Origin of the sequence: Streptomyces antarcticus (assembly GCF_026627255.1) — a bacterium.
In the GTDB taxonomy this organism is placed as follows: domain Bacteria; phylum Actinomycetota; class Actinomycetes; order Streptomycetales; family Streptomycetaceae; genus Streptomyces; species Streptomyces antarcticus.
In genome coordinates this window covers 176,131-203,088 of the sequence record NZ_JAPNLM010000009.1, presented here as the reverse complement: position 1 = coordinate 203,088, position 26,958 = coordinate 176,131, and the positions used below count along the sequence as shown (strand labels likewise).

The following is a 26,958-nucleotide window of genomic DNA, read 5'->3' as shown; positions in this document are numbered from 1 at the left end:
GCTAGAGGGCGCCCTTCGTGGAGGGCAGGATGCCGGCCGCGCGCGGGTCGAACTCCGCGGCGTAGCGCAGGGCGCGGGCGAGGGCCTTGAACTGGCACTCCACGATGTGGTGGGCGTTGCGGCCGTACGGGACGTGGATGTGCAGCGCGATCTGGGCCTGCGCGACGAAGGACTCGAAGATGTGCCGGGTCATCGTGGTGTCGTACGTGCCGATCATCGGCGCCATGTTCTCGGGCTCGGTGTGCACGAGGTACGGGCGGCCGGACAGGTCGACGGTCACCTGGGCGAGGGACTCGTCAAGCGGCACGGTGCAGTTGCCGAAGCGGTAGATGCCGACCTTGTCGCCGAGGGCCTGCCTGAAGGCGGCGCCGAGGGCGAGGGCACTGTCCTCGATGGTGTGGTGGCTGTCGATGTGCAGGTCGCCCTCGGTCTTGACCGTGAGGTCGAAGAGGCCGTGGCGGCCGAGCTGGTCGAGCATGTGGTCGTAGAAGCCCACGCCCGTCGCTACGTCGACCTTGCCGGTTCCGTCGAGGTTTATCTCGACGACGACCGAGGTCTCCTTCGTGGTGCGCTCGACCCGTCCGATGCGGCTCATGCCTGCTGCTCCTTCTTCAGTGCGCGAACCGCTTCCAGGAACGCGTCGTTCTCGGCCGGGGTGCCGGCGGTGACCCGCAGCCAGCCCGGCACGCCGTTGTCCCGGACCAGGACGCCCCGGTCGAGGATCTTCTGCCATGCGGTGTGGGAGTCCGGGAACCTGCCGAACTGGATGAAGTTGGCGTCGGACTCGGTGACCTCGTAGCCGATGCCCCGCAGCTCGGTGACGAGCCGGTCGCGCTCGGCCTTGAGCTGCTCGACGTAGCCGAGCAGGGTGTCGGTGTGCTCCAGGGCGGCCAGCGCGGTCGCCTGGGTGACGGCCGACAGGTGGTACGGCAGGCGCACCAGCTGGACGGCGTCCACGACGGCGGGGTGCGCGGCGAGGTAGCCCAGGCGCAGTCCGGCGGCGCCGAAGGCCTTGGACATGGTCCGGGAGACCACGAGGTTCGGCCGGCCCTCGATGAGGGGCAGCAGCGAGTCCCGGTGGCTGAACTCCACGTACGCCTCGTCCACGATCACGATCGACGGCTTGGCGGCTTGGGCGGCCTCGTAGAGGGCCAGGACCGTCTCCGCGCCCACCGCGGTGCCCGTGGGGTTGTTGGGCGAGGTGATGAACACGACGTCGGGGGCGTGCTCGGCGATGGCCCGCTCCGCGGCCTCCACGTCTAGGCGGAAGTCCTCCCGGCGCGGGCCGGAGATCCAGCCGGTGCCGGTGCCGCGGGCGATCAGCGCGTGCATCGAGTACGAGGGCTCGAAGCCCATCGCGGTGCGGCCGGGCCCGCCGAAGGTCTGCAGCAGCTGCTGGAGGACCTCGTTGGAGCCGTTGGCGGCCCACACGTTCTCCCGGGCGACCGGGTGCTTGCCGGTGCGCGTGAGGTAGGCGGCCAGCTCGGTGCGCAGCTCGACGGCGTCCCGGTCGGGGTAGCGGTTGAGGGTGCGGGCGGCGTCGGCCACCCGTTCGGCGATCCGCGCGACGAGCTCCTCGGGAAGGCCGTACGGGTTCTCGTTGGTGTTCAGCTGGACGGGCACGTCGAGCTGCGGGGCGCCGTACGGGGTCTTGCCGCGCAGCTCGTCGCGGACGGGGAGGTCGTCGATGCCGAGGTCGGCGGTCACTGCTGGGGGACCTTCCATCCGCTGTGCTGGTTTGGTACGGCTCCGCCAAAACGCGCCTTCAGGGCGGCGCCGTGCGCGGGCAGGTCCTCGGCCTCGGCCAGTGCCACCACGTGGTGGGTGACCTCGGCGAGGGCGTCGCGCGTGTAGTCGACGATGTGGACGCCGCGCAGGAAGGACTGCACGGACAGGCCGGAGGAGTGGCAGGCGCAGCCGGCGGTGGGCAGCACGTGGTTCGATCCGGCGCAGTAGTCGCCCAGCGAGACCGGGGACCAGGCCCCGACGAAGATCGCGCCGGCGTTGCGGACGCGGGCGGCCCAGGCGGCGGCGTCAGCGGTCTGGATCTCCAGGTGCTCGGCGCCGTACGCGTCGACGACCTTGAGGCCGTCCTCCAGGCTGTCGACCAGCACGATCGCGGACTGGCGGCCGGCGAGCGCCGGCTTGATCCGGTCCTCGACGTGCTTGGACGCGGCGACCTGCGGCTCCAGCTCCTTCTCGACCGCGGCCGCGAGGTCCTCGGAGTCGGTGACGAGGACGGCGGCGGCGAGCGGGTCGTGCTCGGCCTGGCTGATCAGGTCGGCGGCGACGTGCACCGGGTCGGCCGTGGAGTCGGCGAGGACCGCGATCTCGGTCGGTCCGGCCTCGGTGTCGATGCCGATGCGGCCGGTGAAGTAGCGCTTGGCGGCGGCGACCCAGATGTTGCCGGGGCCGGTCACCATGTTGACCGGCGGGCAGTCCTCCGTGCCGTACGCGAACATCGCGACGGCCACGGCGCCGCCCACGGCGTACACCTCGTCCACACCGAGCAGGGCGCACGCGGCGAGGATCGTCGGGTGCGGCAGGCCCCCGAAGGGGTCCCCGTCGAAGGCGGGCTTCTGCGGCGGGGACGCGAGCGCGATCGACGGGACGCCCGCCTCCTGCGCCGGGACGACGTTCATGACGACGGAGGAGGGGTAGACCGAGCGGCCGCCCGGGGCGTACAGCCCCACGCGCTCCACCGGAATCCACTTCTCGGTCACGGTTCCGCCGGGGACCACCTGGGTGGTGTGCTCGGTGCGGCGCTGTGCGCGGTGCACGATCCGGGCGCGCCGGATCGACTCCTCCAGGGCGGCGCGGACGGCCGGGTCCAGCTGATCCAGGGCGGCCTTGAGGGCTTCCGCGGGTACCCGGACCTGCGAGAGCTCGACCCCGTCGAACTTCCGCGCGTACTCGATGAGCGCCGCCGTACCGCGATGATGGACGTCCTCGCAGATGGGCCGCACCTTCTCCAGGGCGGCTTCCACGTCGAACTCGGCACGGGGCAGCAGATCGCGCAGGGCGCCCCCCTCGGGGAGGGAGTCGCCGCGCAGGTCGATACGAGAGATCACCCCCCAATTCTCTCAGACCGCCCGGCGGCATCGTTCGCCTGTATCACTGGCTGATACACGCCCCGGGTGTCACAGGCGCCCGTTAGCGTTCCCCTACACGCAGGCAGGGCGGAGGGGGGCCGCATGACCGAGGCACGCGCGGGCGAGGCACCGGCGGATCTGAGCGGTCCCGAGCTCCGGATGTGGGAGGCGTTTCGAACGGGCGCGGTCTGCGACCTGAGCGCGCGGGCCGCCGACCAAGACGATCCGCACGCCGACCGGGTCTGGGGGCCCGAGCGGGCCGTCCGGGCCGACGTGGTGGCTCTGCTGCTGCTCCACGGGCCGCCTCCGGTGCCGGGGCGGGTGGCCTCGCTCAAGCTGCGCGGCGCACGGATCACCGGGCGGCTCGACCTGTCCGGCGGGGCCGTGGCCCCGTACGTGGAGCTCCAGTCCTGCCGTTTCGACGGTGAGGTCCAGCTCTCGGAGGCCCGATTCGGCACGGTGCGGCTGGTCAACTGCGCGGTCCCGCGGCTGGAGGCGGCGCGGCTGCACACCGAGGGCGACCTGCACCTGCCGCGCTGCCGGGTGGCCCGGGGCATCCGGCTGACCGACGCGCAGATCGGCACCGACCTGCTGATCAGCCAGGCGGTGGTGCAGCGGGACAACAAGGGCCGGGCCGTCGTCGCCGACGGCATGTCGGTCGCGCAGGACTTCCAGGGCGAGATGCTGGAGACGTACGGCGAGGTGAGCCTGCGGGGGGCGAAGGTCGGCGTGTCGATGAACCTGCGCGGGGCCCGCCTGCGCAATCCGTACGGGCGCTTCGCGCTGAACGCCCCGCAGCTGACCGTCGAGCGGACCCTGTACCTGACCTCGATCGCGCTGGACCACGTCCCCGGCTCGAACTCCTCCACTCCCCCGTACGGGCTGGGCCTGACGCCGCCGAACGGGCGGCGCCAGCAGCGTTTCGAGTGCCGGGGCGGGCTGCGGCTGGACGACGGCCGTTTCGGCGACGCGATCGACTTCTACGGCTCCCGCTTCCTCCTGACCGCCGAGCAGGAGATATCCCTGCGCCGGATACAGACCCCCGAGTTCCGCTTCGTCGGCGAGCGGCCGGAGCGCGGGCGGGTCGTGGTGTCGGGGGCCAAGGTGGTCAAGCTGGTGGACACCTCCACCAGCTGGCCGGGTCCGGGCGGCCTCGCCATCGAGGGCTTCGTGTACGAGACCCTCGCCCCCCGCGGCCATTTCCCCCTCGCCCGGCGTCTGGCCTGGGTGGAGGCGGCCACCCCTGAGTATTCGCCGGACCCGTACGAGCGGCTCGCCGCCGTGCTGCGGGCCGGCGGCGAGGACTCCGACGCCCGCGAGGTGCTGCTGACCAAGCAGCGCCGCCGCCGGACCACCCTGCCGCCGGCGGCGCGGGCCTGGGGGTACCTCCAGGACTGGACGGTGGTCTACGGGTACCGGCCGGGGCGGGCGGCGCTGTGGATGGTGGTCCTGTGGGCGGCGGGCGCGCTGCTGTTCTCCCAGCACGATCCGCCCCCGATCAAGGCGGACGAGCACCCCGAGTGGAACGCGGCCCTGTACGCGCTGGACCTCCTGCTGCCGGTGATCGATCTCGGCCAGCAGGGGCACTGGAAGGTCGAGGGCGGCTGGCAGTGGGGCGCGGCGGCCCTCGTCATCCTGGGCTGGATCCTGGCCACCACGGTGGCCGCGGGCGCGTCACGCCTGCTGAGGCGGGGGTGACGGGTCCGGGCCCGCGGCCATTACCCTGTGCCTCGTGACCACCGTTCGCCTGCCCCTCTTCCCGCTGAACTCGGTGCTGTTCCCGGGACTCGTCCTCCCGCTGAACATCTTCGAGGAGCGCTATCGCGCCATGATGAGCGAGCTGCTGAAGACGGACGAGTCCGAGCCGCGCCGGTTCGCGGTCGTCGCGATCCGCGACGGCCGGGAGGTGGCGCCGACCGCGCCCGGCCTCCCCGACCAGACGGCCCTTCCCGAGCGGGGACCGGCCGCCGGCTTCGGCGCGGACCCGATCCAGGCCTTCCACCGGGTGGGCTGCATCGCGGACGCGGCGACGATCCGGGAGCGGGAGGACGGCAGCTTCGAGGTCCTGGCGACCGGCACGACGCGGGTCCGCCTGGTGTCCGTGGACTCCTCGGGCCCCTACCTGACGGCGGAGCTGGAAGAGCTCCCCGAGGACGCGGGCGAGGGCGCCGGAGCCCTGGCCGAGGGGGTCCTGCGGGCCTTCCGCGCCTACCAGAAGCGCCTGGCCGGGGCCCGCGAGCGGTCCCTGACGGGCGCGGAGCTCCCCGACGAGCCGTCGGTGGTCTCCTACCTGGTGGCCGCGGCGGCGGTGCTGGACATCCCGGCCAAGCAGCGGCTGCTCCAGGCGCCGGACACGGCGACGCGGCTGGCGGAGGAGCTGAAGCTGCTGCGCGCGGAGACCGCGGTGATCCGCCACCTCCCGTCGCTGCCGGCGGTGGACCTGACCCGTTCCCCGACCAGCCCGAACTGACGACGAGCCCGAACTGACGGCGGACCAGAACTGATGGCGAAGAAGAAGCCGCAGCCGGCGGGCACCCCGGCGATCGTGGCCCTGACGGCGGCGGGGATCGCCTTCGCCACCCACGCGTACGAGCACGACCCGGCGCACCCCTCGTACGGCGAGGAGGCCGCCGAGGCGATGGGCGTGTCACCGGACCAGGTGTTCAAGACGCTGGTCACGGACGTGGACGGGGTCCTGACGGTGGCGGTGGTGCCGGTGTCGGGCTCCCTGGACCTGAAGGCCCTGGCGACGGCGGTCGGCGGCAAGCGGGCGGCGATGGCCGACCCGGCGCTGGCGGAGCGCACGACGGGGTACGTCCGGGGCGGCATCTCGCCGCTGGGACAGCGCAAGCGGCTGCGCACGGTACTGGACGCCTCCGCCTCGGACCGCGCCACGATCTGCGTGTCGGCGGGCCGCCGGGGCCTGGAGGTCGAGCTGTCCCCCGCGGACCTGGCCGCTCTGACGGGGGCCGTCCTGGCCCCGATCGCCCGAGTCTGACCGCGGGACAGCCTGACCGCCGGGCAGCCTGACCGCCGGGCAGCCTGACCGCCGGGCAGCCTGACCGCGGGACCCCCGGGCGGTTCAGCCCCGCGGGGGCTCCGGCGCGGCCGGGTCCGCGTGGACGTGGGGCGGCGGGTACTGGGCCGCGGCCCACTCCGGCACCGGTTCCGGGTCGTGCGGGGACCACAGGGCCGTCAGCCCGAGGTGCACGAGCACCGCGGCCATCGGCCACGCGAGCAGCGCCCCGTGCGCCAGCAGCTGGAGCGGCGCGTCGAACGGGACCCCCTTGCCGGCCTTCCGCGCGGTGGTGACCAGGTCCGCGGACGGGCCCAGCCACAGGCCGAGCCGCCAGCCCACCAGCGCGGCGAAGCAGGACCCGACCGCCAGGCCGATCACCAGCGTCACGCCGCCGGCCCGCCGCCACAGGAACACGCCGACGGCGCTCAGCACGCCCAGAGCGGCGGCCAGCAGGAAGAAGGTGCCGTCCGCCCCGATCCGGGCCTCGCTCTCGGTGTTGCGCAGGAACACGGCTTCCCCGTTGGAGACGTACTGCGCCCGCGGCGCCAGCCACGCCCACAGCAGTCCGAGGAGCACTCCGGCCACACCGACCGCGAGGGCGACGGCGGCGCCGTCCCGGACGTCCGCCGGGGTGATGGCGGCGTCGCCCCCACCCGGCTTGCGGGGCGGGAGCGACGGCGGGTCGAACGGGGAGGGCGGGGTCACGGCTTCGGTCACCCCCACATCGTGCCAGGTAAGCCCGGCACCGGCTTCAGCGGACCGCCGCCCGGCGGTACGCCCAGGTGGCGAGGGCCAGCGACAGCACGCCGACGGCGGCGCACACGCCCAGGTCGAGGAGGACCACGGCCCAGTCGGGGTCCGCCGCGAAGGTACGGGCGAACGCCTCCACCCCGTACGTGGACGGCAGCAGGTCCCGCGCCCACACGATCACCTCCGGCATCCGCTCCGGCGGCAGCACCCCCAGCAGCAGCGCCGCGGACATGCCGAGCTGCCCGGCCAGCGTGGCCAGCTCCTGGCGCGGCGCGAGCAGCCCCAGGGCCGCCCCGAGCCCGGCGAGCGCGGCCCCGGCGAGCGGCACCACCGCGGCGAGGATCCACAGCCCGCCCATCGGCAGCCCGAAGAGCACGCATCCGAAGACGGCGGTGACCAGGGTGCCCGGCAGGGTGAACGAGGCGTACGCGGCGGCCGCGCCCAGCACCACCGAGGCGGGCGGCACCGGCAGGGTGGCGTAGTGGTCGAGCCCGCCGCCGGCCCGCAGCTGCCCGAAATACTGCGCGAGCAGGTTCAGCGCGACGAAGGCGACGACGAGCACCGAGGAGCCGGCCACGACGGCCCGTGCCTCCGAGCCGCCGTCCACCACGCCCCGCATCAGGATCATGATGCCGACGGACTGGAAGGTGGCCACGAACAGCAGCGGGATGCGCGCCACCCGCGCCCGGGACAGCTGCGCCCGGTACACGGCGGCCAGCGCGGGGAAGAACCGTGCCTTCGGCGCCAGGTCGGCGGGGGCGCACACGGCCCCGGCGGGGACGCGCACGGCGTCCCCGGCAGTGGTAGTCACGACTTGACCAGACCCTTCATCCGCCCGCCCAGGGCCAGGTAGACGTCCTCCAGGCTCGGCGTCGCCAGCGTGAAGTCGTCGAGGGCCGCGAAGGCAGGCCCCCCGGTGACGGCGGCCACCGCGGCCCGCGCCTCCTCCGGCGGGAGCCGCAGCACCCAGCGGCGCGCGGACGCGCCGGCCGGCGGGGCGAGCGCCGCGACCTCCGGCACCTCCAGCGGCGGGGCGGAGCGCCACACCAGCTCCAGCCGGACCTCGCCGGAGACCTTGGCCTTCAGCCCGGACGGCGTGTCGCAGGCGATGACCTTGCCCTGGTCGATGACGGCGACCCGGTCGAGGACGGTCTCGGCCTCGATGACGTTGTGCGTGACGAGCAGGACGGTCGCGCCGTGGCGCTCGCGCCGCCGGTCCACGGCCGACCAGACGGCCCGCCGGGCGACCGGGTCCATGCCCGTGGTGGGCTCGTCGAGAACCAGGAAGGGGCGCTCGCCCACCAGCGCGGCGGCGAGGCAGGCCAGGCGCCGCTGTCCGCCGGAGAGCTTCTTCAGCGGCCGTCCGGCGATCTCGGTCAGCCCCAGCTCCTCCAGTACGGAGTCCCGCGCGGCCCGCGCCGAGCGGGCGTCGAGCCCGCGCAGCCGCCCGGTGGTCTCGGCGGCCAGGGACACCGTGAGTTCGTCCAGGGCGGTGGACTCCTGCCCCAGGTAGGCGAGCAGCCGGGCCGCCCGTCCGGGGTGGCGTACGAGGTCGTGGCCGAGCAGGGTCACGGCTCCCGCGTCCGGCCGCATCAGCCCGGTGAGCTGGCGGACCAGGGTGGACTTGCCGGCGCCGTTGGGGCCGAGGAGGCCGAAGATCTCGCCGCGCCGCACGTCGAGACAGACGCCGTCCGTGGCGCGGGTCTCGGGCAGGGCGGGAGCCCCGCGCCGACCGCGCACCGCCGGATACGTCTTGACCAGGTCACGCACCGCGCAGACCACGTCGGAGGCCGCTTCCGCGGCTGCTGCCGTGCCGCGCTTCCCGCGGGGTTCCGCCTGTGCTGTGCCCGTGCTCACGAGGGAGCAGCCTACGGGGTTCCCGCCCCTACTCGGCCGCCGGGGCCGACGGGGTCGTCGCGGCTCCGGGCTCGGAGGGGCCGGTTCCGGGCGGGGCGGCCGGTACGGCGGCCACGTGCTCGGCGGCCGCGCGGACGTCGATCTCCCGCCAGAACCCGGCGCGGATGGCGTACCGGTCGTGCTCGTCGATCTGGTCGTCCTTGTGTGCGAGCAGCCCGAACCGGGCGGCGTAGCGCAGCAGCTCCCCGTCGATGCGGTGCGGGATGCGCGGGTACATCGTGGCGAGTTTCTGGAGGTGCACGGTCTCCGGGAGCCGTTCCATCCAGCGCCGGGCGAACACCTGGCCGACCTCGAAGGGGTCGCCGCCGACGGTGGTGATGTCCTCCTCGCGGTCCGCCCAGCGCTGCTCGGCGCTGGTGAGCTGGGCGAGGGTGGGGAGGGAGGCGGTCTCGGCCGGTTCGCCGAGCGGTCCCGCGCGGTCGATCCAGCCCTTGTCGGAGGACCAGCGCAAGGCGCTGCCGGCCGGGGGCTGACCGCTGTTGCCCCCGGCCGGTCCGGCGCTCTGCTGGCCCGGGGCCCGCAGCGAGCCGGCGAGGTCCTTGGGGGTGGGTACGGTCTTGCCCCCGGCGGCGGGCGCGGGTACCGGTACGCCGTCCTGCCGCTGCTCCTCGCCGGCGGCGGTGCCGTTGCGGGCGGCCTCGGCGAGCGCCGCCTCGGGAAGCGGGGCCGAGAGGATGGCGGCGATGTCGGGGCGCGGGGCGGGCGGCGGGGAACACAGCCCGGTGAGGTCCCTGGCCCGTACGGCGCGGGTGATCCAGGCCCGGTCCAGCACGCGGCGCTCGTCGGCCTCGGCGACGAGGTCCTCGGACTGGTTGTAGTCGCCGTCGGCGGCCTGGACGGCCCACAGGTGGACGGCGACCCCGTGCTCCTTGGCGGACATCAGTCCGGGCAGCAGGTCGCCGTCGCCGGTCACCAGCACGACGTCGGAGCAGGCGCGGTTGCGGGCCAGCTCGGTGAGCTCGGCGTGCATGGCGGCGTCGACGCCCTTCTGGGCCCAGCGTCCGTCGCTCCGGGTCAGGGCGCCGAGGCGGACGGTGACGCGGGGCATGACGCGCAGCCGGCGGTGCTCGGGCTGCGGCACCCGGTCGGGTGCGCCGTCGAACCAGTAGATGCGCAGCAGCGGCTGCTCGGTGTCGGCCTCGGCCCGCTCGCGCAGGCCCTGGATGAGGGCGGCATGGTCGACGGTGATGCGGGAGCGCGAGGGCTCCCCTGCGAGAAGGCTGGCGGCGGCGCCCAGCAGATAGCCGGCGTCCACCAGGACGACGCAGCGGTCCACGCGTTCCACCCTCTTCCGTGGGGGTCCTCTGGATATTCCCCGAGTCTGCCCGACCGCAAGGGTGTTGACGGCCGGAACTCGATCATCGGCGTGGCGGATCTCACGGGGGGCAAGGAAGGGGCCGTCGACTACGCGCAGTAATGATCCAAAATGCGCGGTTTCTGGCGTTGTGTGAGTGTGAAGGCGTCCTGGCCCCTAGACCCTCACGGAGGCTCCACCATGGCCAAGAACAAGAACCAGAAGCAGCCGTCGAAGCAGCAGACCCGCTCCTCCGCGCCGGACCAGGCGAAGAGCTCGGCGGAGTCCTCGTCGGAGTCGATGTCCCAGGCGCCGAGTCCGATGGACATGGCCCACAAGAGCAAGCAGAAGAAGTTCGGCCACAACTGACGCCCGCGGGCCCGCGCCCGCGCGTCCAGTGACGGAAGGGCCCGCCCGGCTTCGCCGGGCGGGCCCTTCCGTCACTGGGGAGAGCGTCCCTATCCGGCCAGGCAGGACGGTCCGAGCAGCACCTTGAGGTCGCCGAACAGCGCCGGGTCGGGCTTGACCCGGTGCTTGTCGAGCCGCAGGACCGTGGTCGAGCGCGGACCCTGGAGCTTGATCCGCACCTCGGTGTTGCCGTGGTGGTGGCGCAGGATCTCGCCCAGCCGGGTCACCATCGGCGGCGTGACCTTGACGGTGGGGATGGTCAGGACGACGGGCGCGTTGGTGCCGGCCGAGGAGATGTCGGGGACCATCATCTCCATCGCGACCAGGCGGGGGACGTCCTCGCGCTTGTCGAGGCGGCCCTTGACGAAGACGACGGTGTCCTCGACCAGCTGGGTGGAGACGAGCTGGTAGGTCGCGGGGAAGAACATGCACTCGATGGAGCCGGCCAGGTCCTCGACGGTGGCGATGGCCCAGGCGTTGCCCTGCTTGGTCATCTTGCGCTGGAGGCCCGAGATGATGCCGCCGATGGTGACGACCGCGCCGTCGGAGTGCTCGCCGCCGGTCAGCTGGGAGATGCCGGCGTCCGTCTTGTCGGACAGCACGTGCTCCAGGCCGAAGAGCGGGTGGTCGGAGACGTAGAGGCCGAGCATCTCGCGCTCCTGGGCGAGCAGGTAGGACTTCTCCCACTCGACGTCGGAGAAGACGACGTCGAGGCCGAAGCCCGGCTCGTCGCCCGCGCTCTCGTCGCCCATCGCGCCGAAGAGGTCGAACTGTCCCTCGGCCTCCTTGCGCTTGACCGCCACCACGTTGTCGATCATCGGCTCGTGGTGGGCGACGAGGCCCTTGCGGGTGTGGCCCATCTCGTCGAAGGCACCGGCCTTGATCAGCGACTCGACGGTCCGCTTGTTGCAGACCACGGCCTCGACCTTGTCCAGGAAGTCGGGGAAGGAAGCGTACTTCCCCTTCGCCTTCCGGCTCTTGATGATCGATTCCACGACGTTCGTGCCGACGTTGCGGACGGCGGTGAGGCCGAAGAGGATCACGTCGTCGCCCTGGGCGGCGAAGTTCGGCTCGGACTCGTTCACGTTCGGCGGCAGGACCTTGATTCCCATGCGCCGGCACTCGTTGAGGTAGATCGCGGACTTGTCCTTGTCGTCCTTGACCGAGGTGAGCAGGCCGGCCATGTACTCGGCCGGGAAGTTCGCCTTCAGGTAGGCGGTCCAGTAGGAGACGAGTCCGTAGGCGGCCGAGTGGGCCTTGTTGAAGGCGTAGCCGGCGAAGGGGACCAGGACGTCCCAGAGAGCCTTGATCGCCTGGTCGCTGAAGCCCTTCTTCTTGGCGCCCCCCTCGAAGATGACGAAGTTCTTCGCCAGCTCCTCTGGCTTCTTCTTGCCCATCACGCGGCGCAGGATGTCGGCCTCGCCGAGCGAGTACCCGGCGATGATCTGGGCGGCCTTTTGGACCTGCTCCTGGTAGACGATCAGGCCGTAGGTGACGGCGAGGACCTCTTCGAGCGGGCCCTCCAGCTCCGGGTGGATCGGGGTGATCTCCTGCTGCTTGTTCTTGCGCAGGGCGTAGTTCGTGTGCGAGTTCATGCCCATCGGGCCCGGCCGGTACAGGGCCGAGACGGCGGAGATGTCCTCGAAGTTGTCGGGCTTCATCAGGCGCAGCAGGGAGCGCATGGGCCCGCCGTCGAACTGGAAGACGCCGAGGGTGTCGCCGCGGCCGAGCAGTTCGAAGGTCTTGGGGTCGTCGAGCGGGAGGCCGAGGAGATCGATGTCGATCCCCTTGTTGGCCTTCACCATCTTGACGGCGTCGTCCATGATCGTGAGGTTGCGCAGGCCGAGGAAGTCCATCTTCAGCAGGCCGAGCGACTCGCAGCTCGGGTAGTCCCACTGGGTGATGGTGACGCCGTCGGAGTGCCGCACCCAGACGGGCACGTGGTCGGTGATCGTCTCGCTGGACATGATCACGCCGGCGGCGTGCACGCCCATCTGCCGGACCAGGCCCTCCACGCCGCGGGCGGTGTCGATGACCTTCTTCACGTCCGGCTCGTTCTCGTACATCCCGCGGATCTCGCCGGCCTCGCCGTAGCGGGGGTGCGCCGGGTCGAGGATGCCGGAGAGCGGGATGCCCTTGCCGAGGACGTCGGCGGGCATGGCCTTGGTGAGCCGGTCGCCCATGGCGTACGGGTAGCCCAGGACGCGCGCGGAGTCCTTGATCGCGTTCTTGGCCTTGATCGTGCCGTACGTGCCGATCATGGCGACCTTGTCGGCGCCGTACTTCTCGGTCACGTACCGGATCACCTCGACGCGCCTGCGCTCGTCGAAGTCGATGTCGACATCGGGCATGGAGACGCGCTCGGGGTTCAGGAAGCGCTCGAAGATCAGGCCGTGGGTGATCGGGTCGAGGTCGGTGATGCCCATGGCGTACGCGACGATCGAGCCGGCCGCGGAGCCGCGGCCCGGGCCCACCGCGATGCCCTGGTTCTTGGCCCACATGATGAAGTCGGCGACCACGAGGAAGTAGCCGGGGAAGCCCATCGAGATGATCGTGTCCATCTCGTACTCGGCCTGCTTCATCCGGTCGTCCGGGATGCCCCCCGGATAGCGGCGGTCCATGCCGCGCATGGTCTCCGCGCGGAACCAGGTGACCTCGGTGTAGCCGTCCGGGATGTCGAACTTCGGCATCAGGTTCCGGAACTGGAACATGCCCTCGGTGTCGACCTGCTCCGCGACGAGGCGGGTGTTGGCGCAGCCCTCCTGCCAGGCGTCCGAGGAGTCGATGGCGTACATCTCCTCCGCGGACTTCAGGTAGTAGCCGGTGCCGTCGAAGCGGAAGCGGTCCGGGTCGGAGAGGTTCTTGCCGGTCTGGATGCAGAGCAGGGCGTCGTGGGCGCCCGCCTCGCTGGCGTAGGTGTAGTGCGAGTCGTTCGTCACCAGCGGCGGGATGCCGAGCTTCTTGCCGATCTCCAGGAGCCCGTCGCGGACCCGGCGCTCGATCTCGATGCCGTGGTCCATCAGCTCCAGGAAGTACCGGTCCTTGCCGAAGATGTCCTGGTACTCGGAGGCGGCCTTGAGGGCCTCGTCGAACTGGCCGAGGCGCAGCCGGGTCTGGAGCTCGCCGGAGGGGCAGCCGGTGGAGGCGATGAGCCCCTCGGACCACTTGGCGATGGTCTCCTTGTCCATGCGCGGCCACTTGGTGAGCCAGCCCTCGGCGTACGCGTCGGAGGACAGCCGGAAGAGGTTGTTCAGGCCGGTGGCGTTCGCCGCCCAGATCGTCTTGTGGGTGTAGCCGCCGGAGCCGGAGACGTCGTCGCGCTTCTGGTGCGGCTGGCCCCACTGGATGCGGCGCTTGTTGCGGCGGGACTCGGGGGCGACGTACGCCTCGATGCCGATGATCGGCGTGATGCCGGACTTCTTCGCGGTGTGGAAGAAGTCATAGGCCCCGTGCAGGTTGCCGTGGTCCGACATCGCGATGTGGGACATGCCCATCTCGTTGCACGCGTTGAACATGTCCTTCAGCCGCGCGGCACCGTCCAGCAGGGAGTACTGGGTGTGGACGTGCAGGTGCGTGAACGGCTGCTTGGTCACGGTGGGGATCCTCCGGAGGGGAGAGAGGGCGGCGGCTACGAATCCTACGTCTCCCGGGTGACAGATCGCGGGCACCGACGGGTACGGTCATCCGTTGCAGAACCAGGACCCCGGTCCTGCCCAGCATGGTCAGCACAGCGCTCCACCCGCGCTCCACCCCGCGCCACCAGGAGGCATCCGCCATGGCGGTTCCCGAGACGACCGACGAACAGCGTGCCGAGCAGATACTCGATGTGTTCGACACCGCGTTCGGCGAGCTCCTCACAGCCGACCCGGCTGCCTTCCAGGTCAAATTCCGGAAGATGGCGGCCTCGGCCTTCGCCTTCTACCGCGGTACGGCCTGCCTCTTCTACGCGGACCTGGAGCGCGACGGGCAGGGCGGCCCGTACGTGGACGAGCGCACCGGCCGGGTGTGGATCCACGGCGACCTGCACGCCGAGAACTTCGGCACGTACATGGACTCCAACGGCCGGCTGGTCTTCAACGTCAACGACTTCGACGAGGCGTACGTCGGCCCGTTCACCTGGGACCTGAAGCGGTTCGCGGCCTCCGTGGCGCTGATCGGCTACACCAAGGCGCTCAGCGACGAGCAGATCGGCGACCTGGTGCGCACGTACGCCGGCGCCTACCGGGAGCGCGTCCACCGCCTGGCCGCCGGGGCCAAGTACGAGGAGGTGCCCTCCTTCACCCTGGAGACCGCCGACGGCCCGCTGCTGGGCGCCCTGCGCGCGGCCCGCGCGCGCACCCGCTTCTCGCTGCTGGACTCGATGACGGAGATCCGGGACTTCGAGCGCCGCTTCGCACCCGGCCCGGGCACCATCGAGCTGGACGCGGCCACGCGCTACAAGGTGCTGGACGCCTTCGACGGCTACCTGGAGACCCTGCCCGACGAGTCCCTGGTCCGGCCCGACTCCTACCGGGTCAAGGACGTGGTGGGCCGCCGGGGCGTCGGCATCGGCTCGGCCGGCCTGCCCTCCTACAACGTCCTGCTGGAGGGGCACAGCGACGCCCTGGAGAACGACGTCGTGATCTACCTCAAGCAGGCACAGACCCCGGCGGTCTCCCGTCACATCACCGACCGGGCCGTCCGCGACTACTTCCACCACGAGGGCCACCGTACGGTGATCTCCCAGCGGGCCCTGCAGGCGCACGCCGACCCGTGGCTGGGCTGGACGGAGCTGGACGGCTCCGGGCAGCTGGTGGCGGAGGTCTCCCCCTACGCGGTGGACCTGGACTGGTCGGACCTGGACGACCCGGAGGAGATCTCCGCCGTCGTCGCGGACCTCGGCCGGGCCACGGCGACCATGCACGGGGCGGCCGACGAGGCGGAGAGCGGCCACTCCCTGGTCCCGTTCTCGACCGAGCGGGCCATCGACGCGGCCATCGCGGCCGACGAGGAGGGCTTCGCGGAGCTGCTGGTGGAGTTCGCCCACGCGTACGGCGCCCGGGCCCGCGCCGACCACCAGATCTTCGTGGACCTCTTCCGCAACGGGCGGCTCATGCCCTGAGCCGGGGGAGCCGGGCCCGGGGGCCCGGCTCCACAGGCTCACGTGGCACACTCGCGACGATGGACATATCAGGGGCAGGACTCCGGGGGCTGCGGGCCGCGCTGTTCAGCGCGCTCGTCGTGCTGCTCTCGGCGGGCTCGCACGTCCTGATGTCCCGGGTGCCGCTGCCGGCCCCGCTGCTGGCGGGGGCCTTCGCCGCCGTCTTCGTGATCGCCTACGCGCTGGCCGGCCGGCGCCGGGCCTTCGGGCCCATCGCCGGGCTGCTCGTACCGCTGGAGCTGGCCGCCGACACCGTCTTCACCGCCGGACAGCACCTCTGCTACGGCCCCGCGGGCGGACCGGTCTCCGGGCCGCTGCGCGCGATGGGCCTGGACGCGCTGTGCGGCGGCGCCCCGGTGGGCGGGCCGCTGACCGAGGTGGCCGGGCCCGTCGCCGATCCGGCGGCGCTGCTGGCCTCGCCCGGGCCGTGGACGCCCTGGCTGCTGCTCGCGGCGCACGTGTCGGTCGGCCTGGTGGCCGCCGGGTGGCTGCACTGCGGCGAGCGGGCGCTGGCCCAGCTGCTGCGGGCGGTGGCGGTCTGCGCGTTCCGGCCGCTGCTACTGGCGGTGGCCCCGGTCGCGGTGGCCCCGGCGGCCGCGCGGCGCGTGCTGCGCTCGGTGCTCCCGGGCGCGGGGGCCCTCACCCGGTTCCCCGCACACTCCGTGGGACGGCGGGGGCCGCCCGTGCCCGGTGCGCTCGCGAGCGCCTGACGCACGTACGACACCCCCATCACGTCGCATTCCACGGAGATCACCATGAGTTCACGCAACAGCCATGCGAACAAGGCGGCGGCCCGCGAGCGGCTCCGCGCCGAACGCGAGGCCCAGGCGAAGAAGGACAAGGTGCGCCGCCAGCTGACCGTGGGCGCCGCGGTCCTCGCCGTCCTCGCCCTGGCCGGGGTCATCGGCTACGCGGTCGTCCAGTCCGGCCAGCCCGGCTACTGGGACAAGGCCGCGAAGGCCGACCTGATCAAGCCGAAGAACACCGAGGGCGAGGACGGCACCACGGTCGTCGTCGGCAAGCCCGAGGCGAAGAAGACCCTGGAACTGTACGAGGACTCCCGCTGCCCGGCCTGCGCCTCGTTCGAGCAGGCGGTCGGCGAGCAGGTCAAGAAGGACGTCGACGCCGGCAAGTACAAGCTCCGGTACTTCGGCGCCACGTTCATCGACAACGCGGTCAAGGGTGACGGCTCCAAGAACGCGCTGAGCGCCCTGGGCGCGGCCCTGAACGTCAGCCCGGAGGCCTTCCTCGACTACAAGGCGGCGCTCTACTCCAAGGAACTGCACCCCGAGGAGACCGTCGACAGCTTCGCCAAGGACGCCTACCTGCTGAAGGTCGCCGACACGGTCCCGGCGCTCAAGGGCAACGCCGAGTTCAAGAAGGCCGTCGAGGACGGCACCTACGACCGGTGGGCGCTGAAGATGTCCGACGCGTTCGGCAAGTCCGGCGTCACGGGCACCCCGACGCTGAAGATGGACGGCAAGAAGATCGAGACCCCGGGGACCGCCGACGCGTTCACCGCGGCGATCGACAAGGCCCTGGCGGGCTGATTCCGGCCAAAGGGCGGGCGGACTCCTGGAGTTCGCCCGTCCTTTGCGTTCCGGGGGATGTACGGAGGGTCATACCCGCCAGTAACATGATCATCCGTGACCAGTCATCTCCCTTCCCCCGCGCCCTCTTCCACGGGCTTACCCGCTCCGCGCCGCCGCACGGTCGTGCTGGCCGCGGCCGCCACCGCCGCACTCGCGCCGATCGCCTCGCTGGGCGCCTCCGCGGCCCACGCCGCCCAGAGCGCGCCCGCGTTCCTCCACGGCGTCGCCTCCGGCGACCCGCTGCCCGACGGGGTCCTGCTGTGGACCCGCGTCACCCCCACCGCCGAGGCGGTGCCCGGCTCCGGACTCGGCCCGGCCGTGCGGGTGGGCTGGGAGGTGGCCGCGGACAAGGCCTTCTCCCGGATCGTCGCCTCCGGCGCCGTCACCGCGAGCGCCGCCTCCGACCACACGGTCAAGGTGGACGTGCGCGGCCTGAGCCCGCAGACCCCGTACTGGTACCGGTTCTCCGCCGGCTCCGCCGTCTCCCCGCCCGGTCGCACCCTGACCACCGCGGCCGCCGGGACGACGACCGCCGGGGTCCGCTTCGGCGTGGTCTCCTGCGCCAACTGGGAGTCCGGCTACTTCTCCGCCTACCGCCACCTGGCCGCCCGCGCCGACCTGGACGCGGTCCTGCACCTGGGCGACTACCTCTACGAGTACGCCTCGGGGGGCTACCCGGAGGCCAGGTACACCGTCCGTCCGCACGAGCCGCGGCACGAGATCGTCTCGCTCGCCGACTACCGCACCCGGCACGGGAAGTACAAGACCGACCCCGATCTCCAGGCGCTGCACCAGGCGCACCCGGTCGTCGCGATCTGGGACGACCACGAGTTCGCCAACGACGCCTGGGCGGGCGGCGCGGAGAACCACACCCCGGGCGCCGAGGGCGAGTGGGCGGCCCGCGCGGCCGCCGCCAAGCAGGCGTACTTCGAGTGGATGCCCGTACGCGCCTCCATCGCCGGCACCGTCTACCGGCGGCTGCGCTTCGGCACCCTCGCCGACCTGCACCTCCTCGACCTGCGGTCGTTCCGCTCCCAGCAGGTCAAGGTCGGCAGCGGCTCGGTGGACGACCCCGAACGCACCCTCACGGGCCGGGCCCAGCTGGACTGGCTCAAGGCGGGCCTGGCGGGCTCGGACGCGACCTGGAAGCTGGTCGGCACCTCCGTGATGATCTCGCCGGTGGCCTTCGGCTCGCTGCCCGCGCACCTGCTGAAGCCGCTCGCCAAGCTGCTGGGCCTGCCCGAGGGCGGCCTCGCCGTCAACGTGGACCAGTGGGACGGCTACACGGACGACCGCAAGGAACTGCTGGGCCACCTGAAGGAACGGAACGTCAGGAACACCGTCTTCCTGACCGGCGACATCCACATGGCGTGGGCGAACGAGGTCCCGGTGAACATGGCGACCTACCCGGGCTCGGGAACGGCCGCGACCGAGTTCGTGGTCACCTCCGTGACCTCGGACAACCTGGACGACATCCTGCACGTTCCGGCGGACACCGCCTCGCTGGTCGCCGAGTCGGCGGTCAAGGCCGCCAACTGGCACGTGAAGTGGCTCGACATGGACGCGCACGGCTACGGCGTGCTCGACGTGACGGCGGAGCGTTCGCAGATGGACTACTACGTCGTCTCCGACAAGCGGCGCCCCGACGCCTCGGCCGCCTGGTCGCGCTCGTACCGGACCCTGAACGGGACCCAGACGGTGGAGCGGGTGCACCAGCCGGTGCGCTGACCGGCCGCGGGCCGGCCGTGTGGCGGGGCGCCCGGTGCGGGTCGGGCGCCCCGCCGCCTCCGCGTCCGCCTCCGCGTCCGCCTCCGCGTCCGTGCCCGCCTCCGCGTCCGCGTCCTACAGGGTGTCGAGGAAGCCGATCGCGGCCTTCCAGGCCTGCTCGGCGGCCTCGGCGTCGTAGTCGTCCAGGCCCGCGTCGGTGAACAGGTGCCCGGCGCCCGGGTAGCTGTGGACCTCCACGTCCGCCCCCGCCCGCCGCATCCGCAGGTACCAGGCCGTCAGCCAGTCGTGCGGCTCGAAGGGGTCCGGGTCGGCGATGTGCAGCTGTACGGGCAGCTCGTCGGCCGAGGCGCCCTCCTCCAGGTCCGCCGTGCCGTGCAGGAGCAGCAGCCCGCGGGCCTTCTCGTCAGCCAGGGCCAGGTGCTGGGCGATCGAGCCGCCGAAGGAGAACCCCGCGTAGACCAGGCCCCGGTCGGAGAAGGGGGCGGAGGCCAGCACCGCGCGCTTGAGCAGCTCGTCGCGGCCGATCTCGTCCTGGTGTGCCATGCCCGCCTCGACGGTCCCGAAGGTGCGCCCCTCGAAGAGGTCCGGCACCTGGACCTCGTGCCCGGCCGCGCGCAGCCGGTCGGCCGCCTCGTGGACCGCGGGCCGCAGCCCGTACGTCGAATGGAAAAGCATGATGTTCATGACTCCATCGTGCCAGTTTCCGAGGTCGGCTTCCGGTTACGTTCAGGGCATGGAGATGGAGACCTTGATACGCCCGCTGATCGTCATCGGCGGCTCCCTGCTGATCACTCTGATCGCGGGGTGGCTGCTCGACCTGCTGCTGCGACGCGTCGACCGACGGCACCCGGAGACCCCCCTGTGGGGGCTGCTGCGGCGTTGCCGCGTGCCGTTCCAGGTCGTGCTGTGCACCGGGCTGCTCAGGGGGTCGTACCGGTCCGCGGGGCTCCTTCCGGAGTACGCGTTCTACATCGGGCGGATACTCACCCTGGTGACGATCGCCTCCGCGGCCTGGCTGGCCGTGCGCATCGCGACGGCCGTGGTCGACTCCACGTACGCCCGCTACGCCTCGGTGGCCCAGGACGACGCCCGGGTCCGCCGCGTGCGCACCCAGGTGACCCTGATCCAGCGGGTGGTCACGGCGGTGGTGGTCGTCGTCGCCCTCGCGGCCATGCTGCTGACCTTCCCGCCGATGAAGGCGGTCGGCACCTCGATGCTGGCGTCCGCGGGTGTCCTCGGCATCGTGGCGGGCATCGCCGCCCAGTCCTCGCTGGGCAACCTCTTCGCCGGCCTGCAGATCGCCTTCGGCGACACCGTCCGCATCGGCGACACGGTGGTGGTCGACAAGGAGTGGGGCACGGTCGAGGAGATCACCCTGACCTTCCTCACCGTCCGCACCTGGGACGAGCGCCGGATCACGATGCCGGTCTCGTACTTCACGAGCAAGCCGTACGAGAACTGGTCGCGCGGCGGCGCCCAGATGACCGGCACCGTCTTCTGGCACCTGGACCACAGCGCGCCGGTCGACCTGATGCGGGAGCGGCTCCAGGAGCTCCTGAAGGAGATCCCCGAGTGGGACGGACGCGGCAGCGGCCTGGCCGTGACGGACACCACCCCGAACACGGTGCAGATCCGCGCGGTGGTCACGGCGAAGAACGCCGACGACGTGTGGACCGTGCGGTGCGCGGTCCGCGAGGAGATGCTCACCTGGCTGGTCGCCCACCACCCGTACGCCCTGCCCCGCGTCACGACGTCCGAGGCGGCCGCCGCGCCGGGCATCCACGGCGCCCAGGCCGGAGCCGCCGAAACCCCGGGGGCCGCCGGCGCGTGAGGCGCGGGCGGGCCGGACGCGGCGGCGCCGCCTTCCGCGCCCGGGGCCGGTTCCGCCACCAGCTCCCCGCGCGCCGATCTCCGAGAGCCACCCGCTGCAGCCCCAGTCGCCGTACTCCGCGTCGAAGATCGGCGCGGACATGACGGCGCTCTCCTTCCATCACGCGTTCGGGCTGCCGGTGACGGTGGTACGGCCGTTCAACACCTACGGCCCCCGGCAGTCGGCGCGCGCCGTCATCCCGACGATCCTGTCCCAGCTGCACGCGGGCTCCCGGGAGATCCGGCTCGGCTCGCTCACCCCGACCCGCGACTTCACGTACGTGACGGACACGGCCGAGGGCTTCCTCGCCGTCGCGGAGTGCGACCGGGCGCTGGGCGAGGTGGTCAACCTCGGCACCGGCGAGGAGATCTCGGTCGGCGCCCAGGCCGAGGCCCTGATCGCGGCTTCCGGCCGGGACGCGAAGGTGGTCGTGGACCCGTCCCGGCTGCGCCCGGCGGGCAGTGAGGTGCAGCGGCTGCTGTCGGACAACTCCCGGGCCCGCGAGTGGGCCGGCTGGCGGCCCCGGGCCTCCCTGGAGGAGGGCCTGCGCCGCACCTCGCAGTGGATCGCGGCGAACGGCTCCCTCTTCGCCCCGGACCGTTACGCGGTCTGACCGGCGGACGGGGCCCCGGGGCGGGTGGGGCCCCGGCCTGCTCCGCCCTACGGGTTCCGCAGGCTCCGTACGTCCAGGTGCCGCAGCACCCGGTCCACGATCTCCGGGTCGGACCCGGCCTCGCTGCGCGCGGCCAGCACCTCGTGCCGGGCGGCGGACATCATCTCGCGCTGGATCCGCTGGACGTCGCGGATCCGCTCCACCCGCTGCGCGTACGCCTCGCGGCGTTCCTCGTCGACCATGTCGGGGCTGATGCGGGCCCCCACGTCGTACGCCCGCCGGTACAGCGTCTCCACCAGGTCCTCCGGGAGCTCCTCCACCTCCTGGATCTCCTTCAGCCGCCGCTTGGCTGCCTTGGCGGCGCGGATCGCCAGCGCCCGCTCGGCGTCCCGGTCCGCGTCGGAGTCGGCCGCCACCCCCAGCCGCCGCACCAGCCACGGCAGGGTGAGCCCCTGCACCACGAGCGTCGCCATGATCACCGCGAAGGCGATGAAGACGATCTCGTCCCGCCCGGGGAACGGTTCGCCGGCGTCGGTCTCGAAGGGGATGGCGAGGGCCAGCGCCACCGAGGCCACCCCCCGCATCCCGGCCCACCACATGACGACGCTCTCCCGCCAGCTCACCGGGATCTCCTCGTCGTAGTCGCGCCGCTTGTGCAGCTTCTTCGCGACCCAGCCGGCCGGCAGCAGCCACACCAGCCGTACGCCGACCACCACGGCGATCACGACGCCCGCCCAGCCGGCCATCTCCCAGGCACGCCCCTGCGCGGTGCCGAACACGTTGTGGAGCTCCAGGCCGATCAGCCCGAACGCCACGCCGGTGACCAGCATGTCGACGACTTCCCAGAAGGTGTGCCCGGCGAGCCGGCCCAGTACGTCGTCGGCGTCGGAGGCGTACTCGGCCAGGAACAGCGCCGTCGTCAGGACCGCCAGCACCCCCGACCCCTGGAGCTCCTCCGCCACCACGTACGAGACGAACGGCACCAGCAGCGTCAGTCCGATCTGCAGTGTGGCGTCGCCGAGTTTGCCCATCATCCGGTTGGTGATCCAGCCGAAGGCGAGGCCGACGACGACGGCGACGACGGCGGACAGCACGAACTCGCCGAGCGCGTCGGGCCACGAGAAGCTGCCGCTGACGGCGGCGGCGATGGCGACGTGGTAGAGCACGATGGCGGTGACGTCGTTGAAGAGGCCCTCGCCCTCCAGGATCGACACCATGCGGCGGGGCAGCCCGAGCGAGCCGGCGACGGCGGTCGCGGCGACCGGGTCGGGCGGTGCGACGAGCGCGCCGAGCGCGACGGCGGCGGCGATCGGCAGCCCGGGGACGACGGCGTGCGCGACGGCGGCGACGGCGGCGGTCGTGACGAACACCAGGGCCACGGCCAGCAGCAGGATGGGCCGGACGTTGGCGGCGAACTGGCGCCAGGAGGTGCGCTGCACCGAGGCGTACAGCAGCGGCGGCAGCACCAGCGGCAGGATGTAGTCGGGCGGGACGTCGACGTTCGGCACGGACGGCAGCAGCGCGAGGGCCACCCCGCCGATGGTCATGAGAACGGGCGAGGGCAGTCCGAGTCTGTCCCCGAGCGGGACGGTGACCACGGCCCCGAGCAACAGCACGAACAGCAGAGCAAGCTGATCCACTCCCCCACCCTGCCAGTCCGCCGCGCCGGGCATGCCCGCCGCCCACCTCCACCGGCCCGTGTCGGCCCTCGGGCTCCGCCCCGGACCCGGCGCCTCAAGCCCCGGCCAGGCTGCGATCCCCCTGCGGGCCGTGCGGCCGGCGCCCGGCACATCGGGTCGGCAGCGGCCACGTCCAGGCCCGCCGGCGTTTGAGGCGCGGGGGTCCGGGGCGGAGCCCGCGGCAGCGGCGCGGCACGGCACGACGGGCGGGGGCAGGATGGGGCAAGGGCGGGGGCTCGGGCAGCGGCCCGGAGGAGGTCGGGTCAGCTCCCCGCGAGGGGGCGCCGCATCGAGCGGTGGGCGATGCCCGCGTCCAGGAACTCCGGCCCGTACGCCACGTACCCGAGCCGCTCGTAGAAGCCCAGCGCGTGCGTCTGCGCGCCCAGGTCGACGGCCGTCAGGCCCCGCCCGGCCGCCTCCGCCTCGATCGCGCGGACCAGCGCGACGCCCACGCCCAGCCCGCGCGCGGACGCGCTCACGGCGAGGCGGCCCAGCGAGCCGACGCCCTCGGACCCGGTCTTGGCCAGCGCGGCGGCCCCGTACAGCAGCCGTCCCGTGCCCAGCGGTTTCCCGTCCGGGTCCACGGCCAGTACGTGCACCGCGTCCGCGTCGTACGCGTCGTACTCGATCGACGGCGGAACGGCCTGCTCGACCACGAACACCTCGGTCCGGACCGCGAAGCAGGCCGCCATGTCGGCCTCCCCCTCGGCGACGCGGACGGCGAAGGCGGTCATCCGCCCGCCGCTCGTCACCCGGCCGCCACCCGTCACTCGCTCTCCGCCCGGATCACGTCCAGCGCGTTGCGCAGGTCGGCCGGGTAGGTGCTTTCGAACTCCACCCACTGCCCGTCCGACGGGTGCTCGAAGCCGAGCCGGACCGCGTGCAGCCACTGCCGGGTGAGCCCGAGGCGCTTGGCGACGGTCGGGTCGGCGCCGTAGGTCAGGTCGCCGACGCAGGGATGCCGGTGCGCGGCCATGTGCACGCGGATCTGGTGCGTGCGCCCCGTCTCCAGCTTGATGTCCAGCAGCGAGGCGGCGCGGAAGGCCTCGATGAGGTCGTAGTGGGTGACGGAGGGCTTGCCCTCCTGGGTCACGGCCCACTTGTAGTCGGCGCTCGGGTGGCGGCCGATCGGCGCGTCGATGGTGCCGCTCATCGGGTCCGGGTGGCCCTGGACCAGCGCGTGGTAGCGCTTGTCGACGACGCGCTCGCGGAACTGGTTCTTCAGCGAGGTGTAGGCGCGCTCCGACTTCGCGACGGCCATCAGGCCGGACGTGCCCACGTCGAGGCGGTGCACGATGCCCTGGCGCTCGGCGGCGCCGGAGGTGGAGATGCGGTAGCCGGCGGCGGCGAGGCCGCCGATGACGGTGGTGCCGGTCCAGCCGGGGCTCGGGTGGGCGGCGACGCCCACCGGCTTCATGATGACGACGATGTCGTCGTCATCATGGACGATCTCCATGCCCGGGACGGGCTCGGCGATCACCTCGACGGGCCGCGGCGGGGCGGGCATCTCGACTTCGAGCCAGGCGCCACCGTGCACACGCTCGGACTTCCCGACGACACTGCCGTCGACCGACACCTTTCCCGCGGCCGCGAGTTCGGCCGCCTTCGTCCGGGAGAAACCGAACATACGGGCGATGGCGGCGTCGACGCGCTCGCCCTCGAGGCCATCGGGAACGGGCAGGGTTCGGATCTCGGGAATCGTACTCACCTGTCGAGTATGCAGGACTCGGCAGACGGGCCGTCCCGCGAGCGGCCCCGCGATCGGTCCTTCAGTCCTTGTGGACGGTGCCGTCCGGGTCCAGGCCCTTGAACGACAGCAGCACGATCAGGATGCCGCCGCACACGATCGCCGAGTCCGCGAGGTTGAAGACCGCGAAGTGGGCCGGAGCGATGAAGTCGACGACCGCGCCGCGGAACACGCCCGGCGAGCGGAAGATCCGGTCGGTCAGGTTGCCCAGGGCGCCGCCCAGCAGCAGGCCGAGCGCGATCGCCCACGGCAGGCTGTAGAGCTTGCGGGCCAGCCGGATGATCACGACGATCACACTGGCCGCGATGCAGGTGAAGATGATCGTGAAGGCCTCGCCGAAGCCGAAGGCGGCGCCCGGGTTGCGGACGGCCTCGAACTTCAGCAGGTCGCCGATGATCTCGATCGGCGGCTGGTGCTCCAGCTTCGCCACGACGAGCAGTTTGCTGCCGAGGTCAAGCACGTAGGCGAGCACCGCCACGACGAGCAGTGCCATGATCCGCCGATGCCCCCTGGGCCCGGCGGACTCCGGCTGGGAGTCGTCCCCGACCTCCGGCGTACCGATGATGCGCTCCGCCTCTGCCACGTGAGTCCCTCGAACTAGCTCGAACCAGGTTGCGACACAGCTCCGCCAGGTTCCTGGACCCTGACCGAACACGAGAGTACGTCAGGGCACCCGCCGTGCGCCCTCCAGGCGCCCCCTCGACCCGCTCCCGCCCCGCCGCGCGGACGGCTCCGGGACGGGCCGGGACGGGGCCGGGACGGCCCTAGTGCCGCCGCTCCTGCTTCTGCTTGCAGTCCACGCACAGCGTGGCCCGGGGGAAGGCCTGCATCCTGGCCTTGCCGATGGGCTGCCCGCAGTTCTCGCAGAGGCCGTACGTGCCCGCCTCCAGCCGCTCCAGAGCCCGCTCGGTCTGCTCCAGCATCGAGGTGGCGTTCGCCGCGAGGGACAGCTCGGACTCCCGGGTGATGTTCTTGGTGCCCGTATCGGCCTGGTCGTCGCCCGCGCCGTCGCCGGAGTCCCGCATCAGGCCGGAGATGGCCGCCTCGGAGGCGTCCAGTTCGGCGCGCAGCCGCAGCACCTCGCTCATCAGGCCGGTGCGGGCCTCGTCGACCTCTCCGCGCGTCCACGGGTCCTCGCCGGGCCGTACGGCGAGCTCGCCCGGCACGGTGACCTCGGTGACGCGCGTCTTGGGCAGCCCGCTGGTGGCGGCCGCCGCCGTCTTCCTCGCCGTACCGGTGCTCTTCTTGGCAACCACTTTGCGGACTCCCGTCTTCTTCGCGGCATGCGCCGCCCCCTCGGTCCCGGCCGCCTTGGCCGTGACCTTCCGCTTCTCGACGGCACCCGTCTTCTCGGCGGCGCCCGCACCCTCGGCCTGGGCCTCGGCGGCGGTCGTCTTTCCCGTCGTCGCCTTCGTGGCGGCGGCGGTCTTGCGGGCAGCGGACTTCCGGGCAGCGGTCTTCTTCCCGGCCGGAGCCGCTTCCTCGGTCGCCGCAGCCTTCCCGGCGGCCCTCTTGGCTGTACTCCCGGCGGTCTTCTTCGCCACCATGGCCGCGGCCCCTTCACATACTGTGATCATTGCTCGCGAATCATGCCGGAACGATAAATCGACTCCGGCCCCGCGGCAACGGGAGACGCTTCCCTCGTGGCCGACCTGAAACCGTTGTGCCCATCCGGAAGCCCGGTAATCCGTCCCCTCGCGCCCCACCGGATGCCGTACCGGCGCGTCAGCCCGTTCGGGCACCCGGCCGCCCGCCCCGGCCCGCCGCGCCGCCCCCGCCCCGCGCCCCCTTCCGGCGCCCCCGGGGCGCCGGAAGGGCGGGCCGCCGCGCACGCCCCCGGGGACCGGTAGGCCGACCGCGCCCCCGGCCCGTACACTGGCCCCAGCGAGAGGCATGGATGGGGACGAGTAGCGTCGGACGCAGCCAGGAGCGACCCGGGGACGGTGAGAGCCCGGGGGCGAGCGCGACGTGAAGGATCACCCCGGAGCCGCCGGAAGAAAGCGCGTACGCGACCCCCGGGCCCGCGTACGGCGAGTAGAACCGGCTTCGCACCCCAATGAGGGGGCCATCGGACGTGTCCGGCGGCCAAGGAGGGTGGTACCGCGGGAG

At 72.5% G+C, this 26,958-nt stretch carries 23 protein-coding genes and 1 pseudogene; 10 read left to right on the top strand and 14 right to left on the bottom strand.

Annotated features, from left to right (window positions below; all coding sequences use genetic code 11):
* Position 1: 1 nt before the first annotated feature.
* The 3 genes from hisB to hisD are packed head-to-tail and all read right to left on the bottom strand — an operon-like array spanning position 2 to position 3,071.
* A complete protein-coding gene (gene hisB / locus OTB16_RS16440) occupies positions 2-595 on the bottom strand; it encodes an imidazoleglycerol-phosphate dehydratase HisB (protein ID WP_267720947.1) in 594 nt (197 codons plus the stop codon).
* Entirely contained in the window at positions 592-1,707 is a 1,116-nt protein-coding gene (locus OTB16_RS16435; RefSeq protein WP_269288564.1) for a histidinol-phosphate transaminase, read from the bottom strand. The genes hisB and OTB16_RS16435 overlap by 4 nt, the downstream gene beginning before the upstream one ends.
* Positions 1,704-3,071 carry a histidinol dehydrogenase gene (hisD, locus tag OTB16_RS16430; protein ID WP_267720945.1) on the bottom strand — a complete coding sequence of 456 codons (1,368 nt, stop codon included), beginning with the start codon at positions 3,069-3,071 and terminating at the stop codon, positions 1,704-1,706. Before hisD ends, OTB16_RS16435 begins: the two co-directional genes overlap by 4 nt.
* 123 nt (positions 3,072-3,194) lie before the next feature.
* Between hisD and OTB16_RS16425 the strand changes: the two genes are divergently transcribed.
* The 3 genes from OTB16_RS16425 to ybaK are packed head-to-tail and all read left to right on the top strand — an operon-like array spanning position 3,195 to position 6,090.
* The gene (locus OTB16_RS16425; protein ID WP_267720944.1) at positions 3,195-4,790 is read left to right on the top strand and encodes an oxidoreductase; all 1,596 of its coding nucleotides are present in this window, start codon (positions 3,195-3,197) and stop codon (positions 4,788-4,790) included.
* 34 nt (positions 4,791-4,824) lie between these two features.
* Positions 4,825-5,562 carry an LON peptidase substrate-binding domain-containing protein gene (locus tag OTB16_RS16420; protein ID WP_267720943.1) on the top strand — a complete coding sequence of 246 codons (738 nt, stop codon included), beginning with the start codon at positions 4,825-4,827 and terminating at the stop codon, positions 5,560-5,562.
* A 33-nt stretch (positions 5,563-5,595) separates the two neighbouring features.
* Entirely contained in the window at positions 5,596-6,090 is a 495-nt protein-coding gene (gene ybaK / locus OTB16_RS16415) for a Cys-tRNA(Pro) deacylase (protein ID WP_267720942.1), read from the top strand.
* A gap of 84 nt (positions 6,091-6,174) precedes the next feature.
* On the opposite strand, the gene OTB16_RS16410 is transcribed toward ybaK, so the two are convergent.
* The 4 genes from OTB16_RS16410 to OTB16_RS16395 are packed head-to-tail and all read right to left on the bottom strand — an operon-like array spanning position 6,175 to position 10,063.
* On the bottom strand, positions 6,175-6,828 hold the full coding sequence (locus tag OTB16_RS16410; RefSeq protein WP_383905868.1) for a hypothetical protein: 654 nt from the start codon (positions 6,826-6,828) through the stop codon (positions 6,175-6,177).
* A 34-nt stretch (positions 6,829-6,862) separates the two neighbouring features.
* Positions 6,863-7,672, bottom strand: a complete 810-nt coding sequence (locus OTB16_RS16405) for an ABC transporter permease (protein ID WP_267720940.1) — start codon at positions 7,670-7,672, stop codon at positions 6,863-6,865.
* Positions 7,669-8,718, bottom strand: a complete 1,050-nt coding sequence (locus tag OTB16_RS16400) for an ABC transporter ATP-binding protein (RefSeq protein ID WP_420717711.1) — start codon at positions 8,716-8,718, stop codon at positions 7,669-7,671. The genes OTB16_RS16405 and OTB16_RS16400 overlap by 4 nt, the downstream gene beginning before the upstream one ends.
* A 28-nt stretch (positions 8,719-8,746) precedes the next feature.
* Positions 8,747-10,063, bottom strand: coding sequence for an NYN domain-containing protein (locus OTB16_RS16395; protein WP_267720939.1), 1,317 nt, complete (start codon positions 10,061-10,063; stop codon positions 8,747-8,749).
* A gap of 210 nt (positions 10,064-10,273) precedes the next feature.
* Here OTB16_RS16395 and OTB16_RS16390 point away from each other — a divergent pair, with 210 nt between their 5' ends.
* Positions 10,274-10,441, top strand: coding sequence for a hypothetical protein (locus OTB16_RS16390; RefSeq protein ID WP_267720937.1), 168 nt, complete (start codon positions 10,274-10,276; stop codon positions 10,439-10,441).
* Between the two features lie 89 nt (positions 10,442-10,530).
* On the opposite strand, the gene dnaE is transcribed toward OTB16_RS16390, so the two are convergent.
* The gene (dnaE, locus tag OTB16_RS16385) at positions 10,531-14,073 is read right to left on the bottom strand and encodes a DNA polymerase III subunit alpha (protein WP_267720936.1); all 3,543 of its coding nucleotides are present in this window, start codon (positions 14,071-14,073) and stop codon (positions 10,531-10,533) included.
* A gap of 182 nt (positions 14,074-14,255) precedes the next feature.
* Here dnaE and OTB16_RS16380 point away from each other — a divergent pair, with 182 nt between their 5' ends.
* The 4 genes from OTB16_RS16380 (at position 14,256) to OTB16_RS16365 (ending at position 18,940) form a co-directional block, all read left to right on the top strand.
* Entirely contained in the window at positions 14,256-15,581 is a 1,326-nt protein-coding gene (locus OTB16_RS16380) for a DUF2252 domain-containing protein (protein WP_267721022.1), read from the top strand.
* A 59-nt stretch (positions 15,582-15,640) separates the two neighbouring features.
* On the top strand, positions 15,641-16,330 hold the full coding sequence (locus OTB16_RS16375; RefSeq protein ID WP_267720935.1) for a hypothetical protein: 690 nt from the start codon (positions 15,641-15,643) through the stop codon (positions 16,328-16,330).
* Between the two features lie 45 nt (positions 16,331-16,375).
* Positions 16,376-17,170, top strand: coding sequence for a DsbA family protein (locus tag OTB16_RS16370; RefSeq protein ID WP_267720934.1), 795 nt, complete (start codon positions 16,376-16,378; stop codon positions 17,168-17,170).
* Between the two features lie 96 nt (positions 17,171-17,266).
* Complete coding sequence (locus OTB16_RS16365) at positions 17,267-18,940, top strand: alkaline phosphatase D family protein (RefSeq protein WP_267720932.1); 1,674 nt, start codon at positions 17,267-17,269, stop codon at positions 18,938-18,940.
* Positions 18,941-19,054: 114 nt separating this feature from the next.
* Here the strand turns inward: OTB16_RS16365 and OTB16_RS16360 are convergent, their stop codons facing one another.
* Positions 19,055-19,624, bottom strand: coding sequence for a dienelactone hydrolase family protein (locus OTB16_RS16360; protein ID WP_267720931.1), 570 nt, complete (start codon positions 19,622-19,624; stop codon positions 19,055-19,057).
* A gap of 55 nt (positions 19,625-19,679) precedes the next feature.
* Here OTB16_RS16360 and OTB16_RS16355 point away from each other — a divergent pair, with 55 nt between their 5' ends.
* The gene (locus OTB16_RS16355; protein WP_267721021.1) at positions 19,680-20,771 is read left to right on the top strand and encodes a mechanosensitive ion channel family protein; all 1,092 of its coding nucleotides are present in this window, start codon (positions 19,680-19,682) and stop codon (positions 20,769-20,771) included.
* Between the two features lie 61 nt (positions 20,772-20,832).
* Positions 20,833-21,423, top strand: a pseudogene (locus tag OTB16_RS16350) (GDP-mannose 4,6-dehydratase); the annotation flags it as partial.
* Between the two features lie 47 nt (positions 21,424-21,470).
* Here the strand turns inward: OTB16_RS16350 and OTB16_RS16345 are convergent.
* The 5 genes from OTB16_RS16345 to OTB16_RS16325 form a co-directional block, all read right to left on the bottom strand.
* Complete coding sequence (locus tag OTB16_RS16345; protein ID WP_267720930.1) at positions 21,471-23,063, bottom strand: Na+/H+ antiporter; 1,593 nt, start codon at positions 23,061-23,063, stop codon at positions 21,471-21,473.
* Between the two features lie 302 nt (positions 23,064-23,365).
* Entirely contained in the window at positions 23,366-23,836 is a 471-nt protein-coding gene (locus tag OTB16_RS16340; RefSeq protein WP_267720929.1) for a GNAT family N-acetyltransferase, read from the bottom strand.
* 32 nt (positions 23,837-23,868) lie between these two features.
* Positions 23,869-24,810 (bottom strand): RluA family pseudouridine synthase, encoded by a 942-nt coding sequence (locus OTB16_RS16335; protein ID WP_267720927.1) that lies wholly within the window; start codon positions 24,808-24,810, stop codon positions 23,869-23,871.
* A gap of 61 nt (positions 24,811-24,871) precedes the next feature.
* Positions 24,872-25,414, bottom strand: coding sequence for a signal peptidase II (lspA, locus tag OTB16_RS16330; RefSeq protein ID WP_383905885.1), 543 nt, complete (start codon positions 25,412-25,414; stop codon positions 24,872-24,874).
* 199 nt (positions 25,415-25,613) lie between these two features.
* Positions 25,614-26,396 carry a TraR/DksA family transcriptional regulator gene (locus OTB16_RS16325; RefSeq protein WP_324290190.1) on the bottom strand — a complete coding sequence of 261 codons (783 nt, stop codon included), beginning with the start codon at positions 26,394-26,396 and terminating at the stop codon, positions 25,614-25,616.
* Positions 26,397-26,958 lie beyond the last annotated feature (562 nt).

Bases quoted from the DNA above. Each gene is read 5' to 3' on its own strand.
- hisB (WP_267720947.1), bottom strand. From the start codon at position 595: ATGAGCCGCATCGGACGGGTCGAGCGCACCACGAAGGAGACCTCGGTC.
- OTB16_RS16425 (WP_267720944.1), top strand. From the start codon at position 3,195: ATGACCGAGGCACGCGCGGGCGAGGCACCGGCGGATCTGAGCGGTCCC.
- ybaK (WP_267720942.1), top strand. From the start codon at position 5,596: ATGGCGAAGAAGAAGCCGCAGCCGGCGGGCACCCCGGCGATCGTGGCC.
- OTB16_RS16390 (WP_267720937.1), top strand. From the start codon at position 10,274: ATGGCCAAGAACAAGAACCAGAAGCAGCCGTCGAAGCAGCAGACCCGC.
- OTB16_RS16380 (WP_267721022.1), top strand. From the start codon at position 14,256: ATGGCGGTTCCCGAGACGACCGACGAACAGCGTGCCGAGCAGATACTC.
- OTB16_RS16375 (WP_267720935.1), top strand. From the start codon at position 15,641: ATGGACATATCAGGGGCAGGACTCCGGGGGCTGCGGGCCGCGCTGTTC.
- OTB16_RS16370 (WP_267720934.1), top strand. From the start codon at position 16,376: ATGAGTTCACGCAACAGCCATGCGAACAAGGCGGCGGCCCGCGAGCGG.
- OTB16_RS16360 (WP_267720931.1), bottom strand. From the start codon at position 19,624: ATGAACATCATGCTTTTCCATTCGACGTACGGGCTGCGGCCCGCGGTC.
- OTB16_RS16355 (WP_267721021.1), top strand. From the start codon at position 19,680: ATGGAGACCTTGATACGCCCGCTGATCGTCATCGGCGGCTCCCTGCTG.
- OTB16_RS16340 (WP_267720929.1), bottom strand. From the start codon at position 23,836: ATGACCGCCTTCGCCGTCCGCGTCGCCGAGGGGGAGGCCGACATGGCG.
- OTB16_RS16325 (WP_324290190.1), bottom strand. From the start codon at position 26,396: ATGGTGGCGAAGAAGACCGCCGGGAGTACAGCCAAGAGGGCCGCCGGG.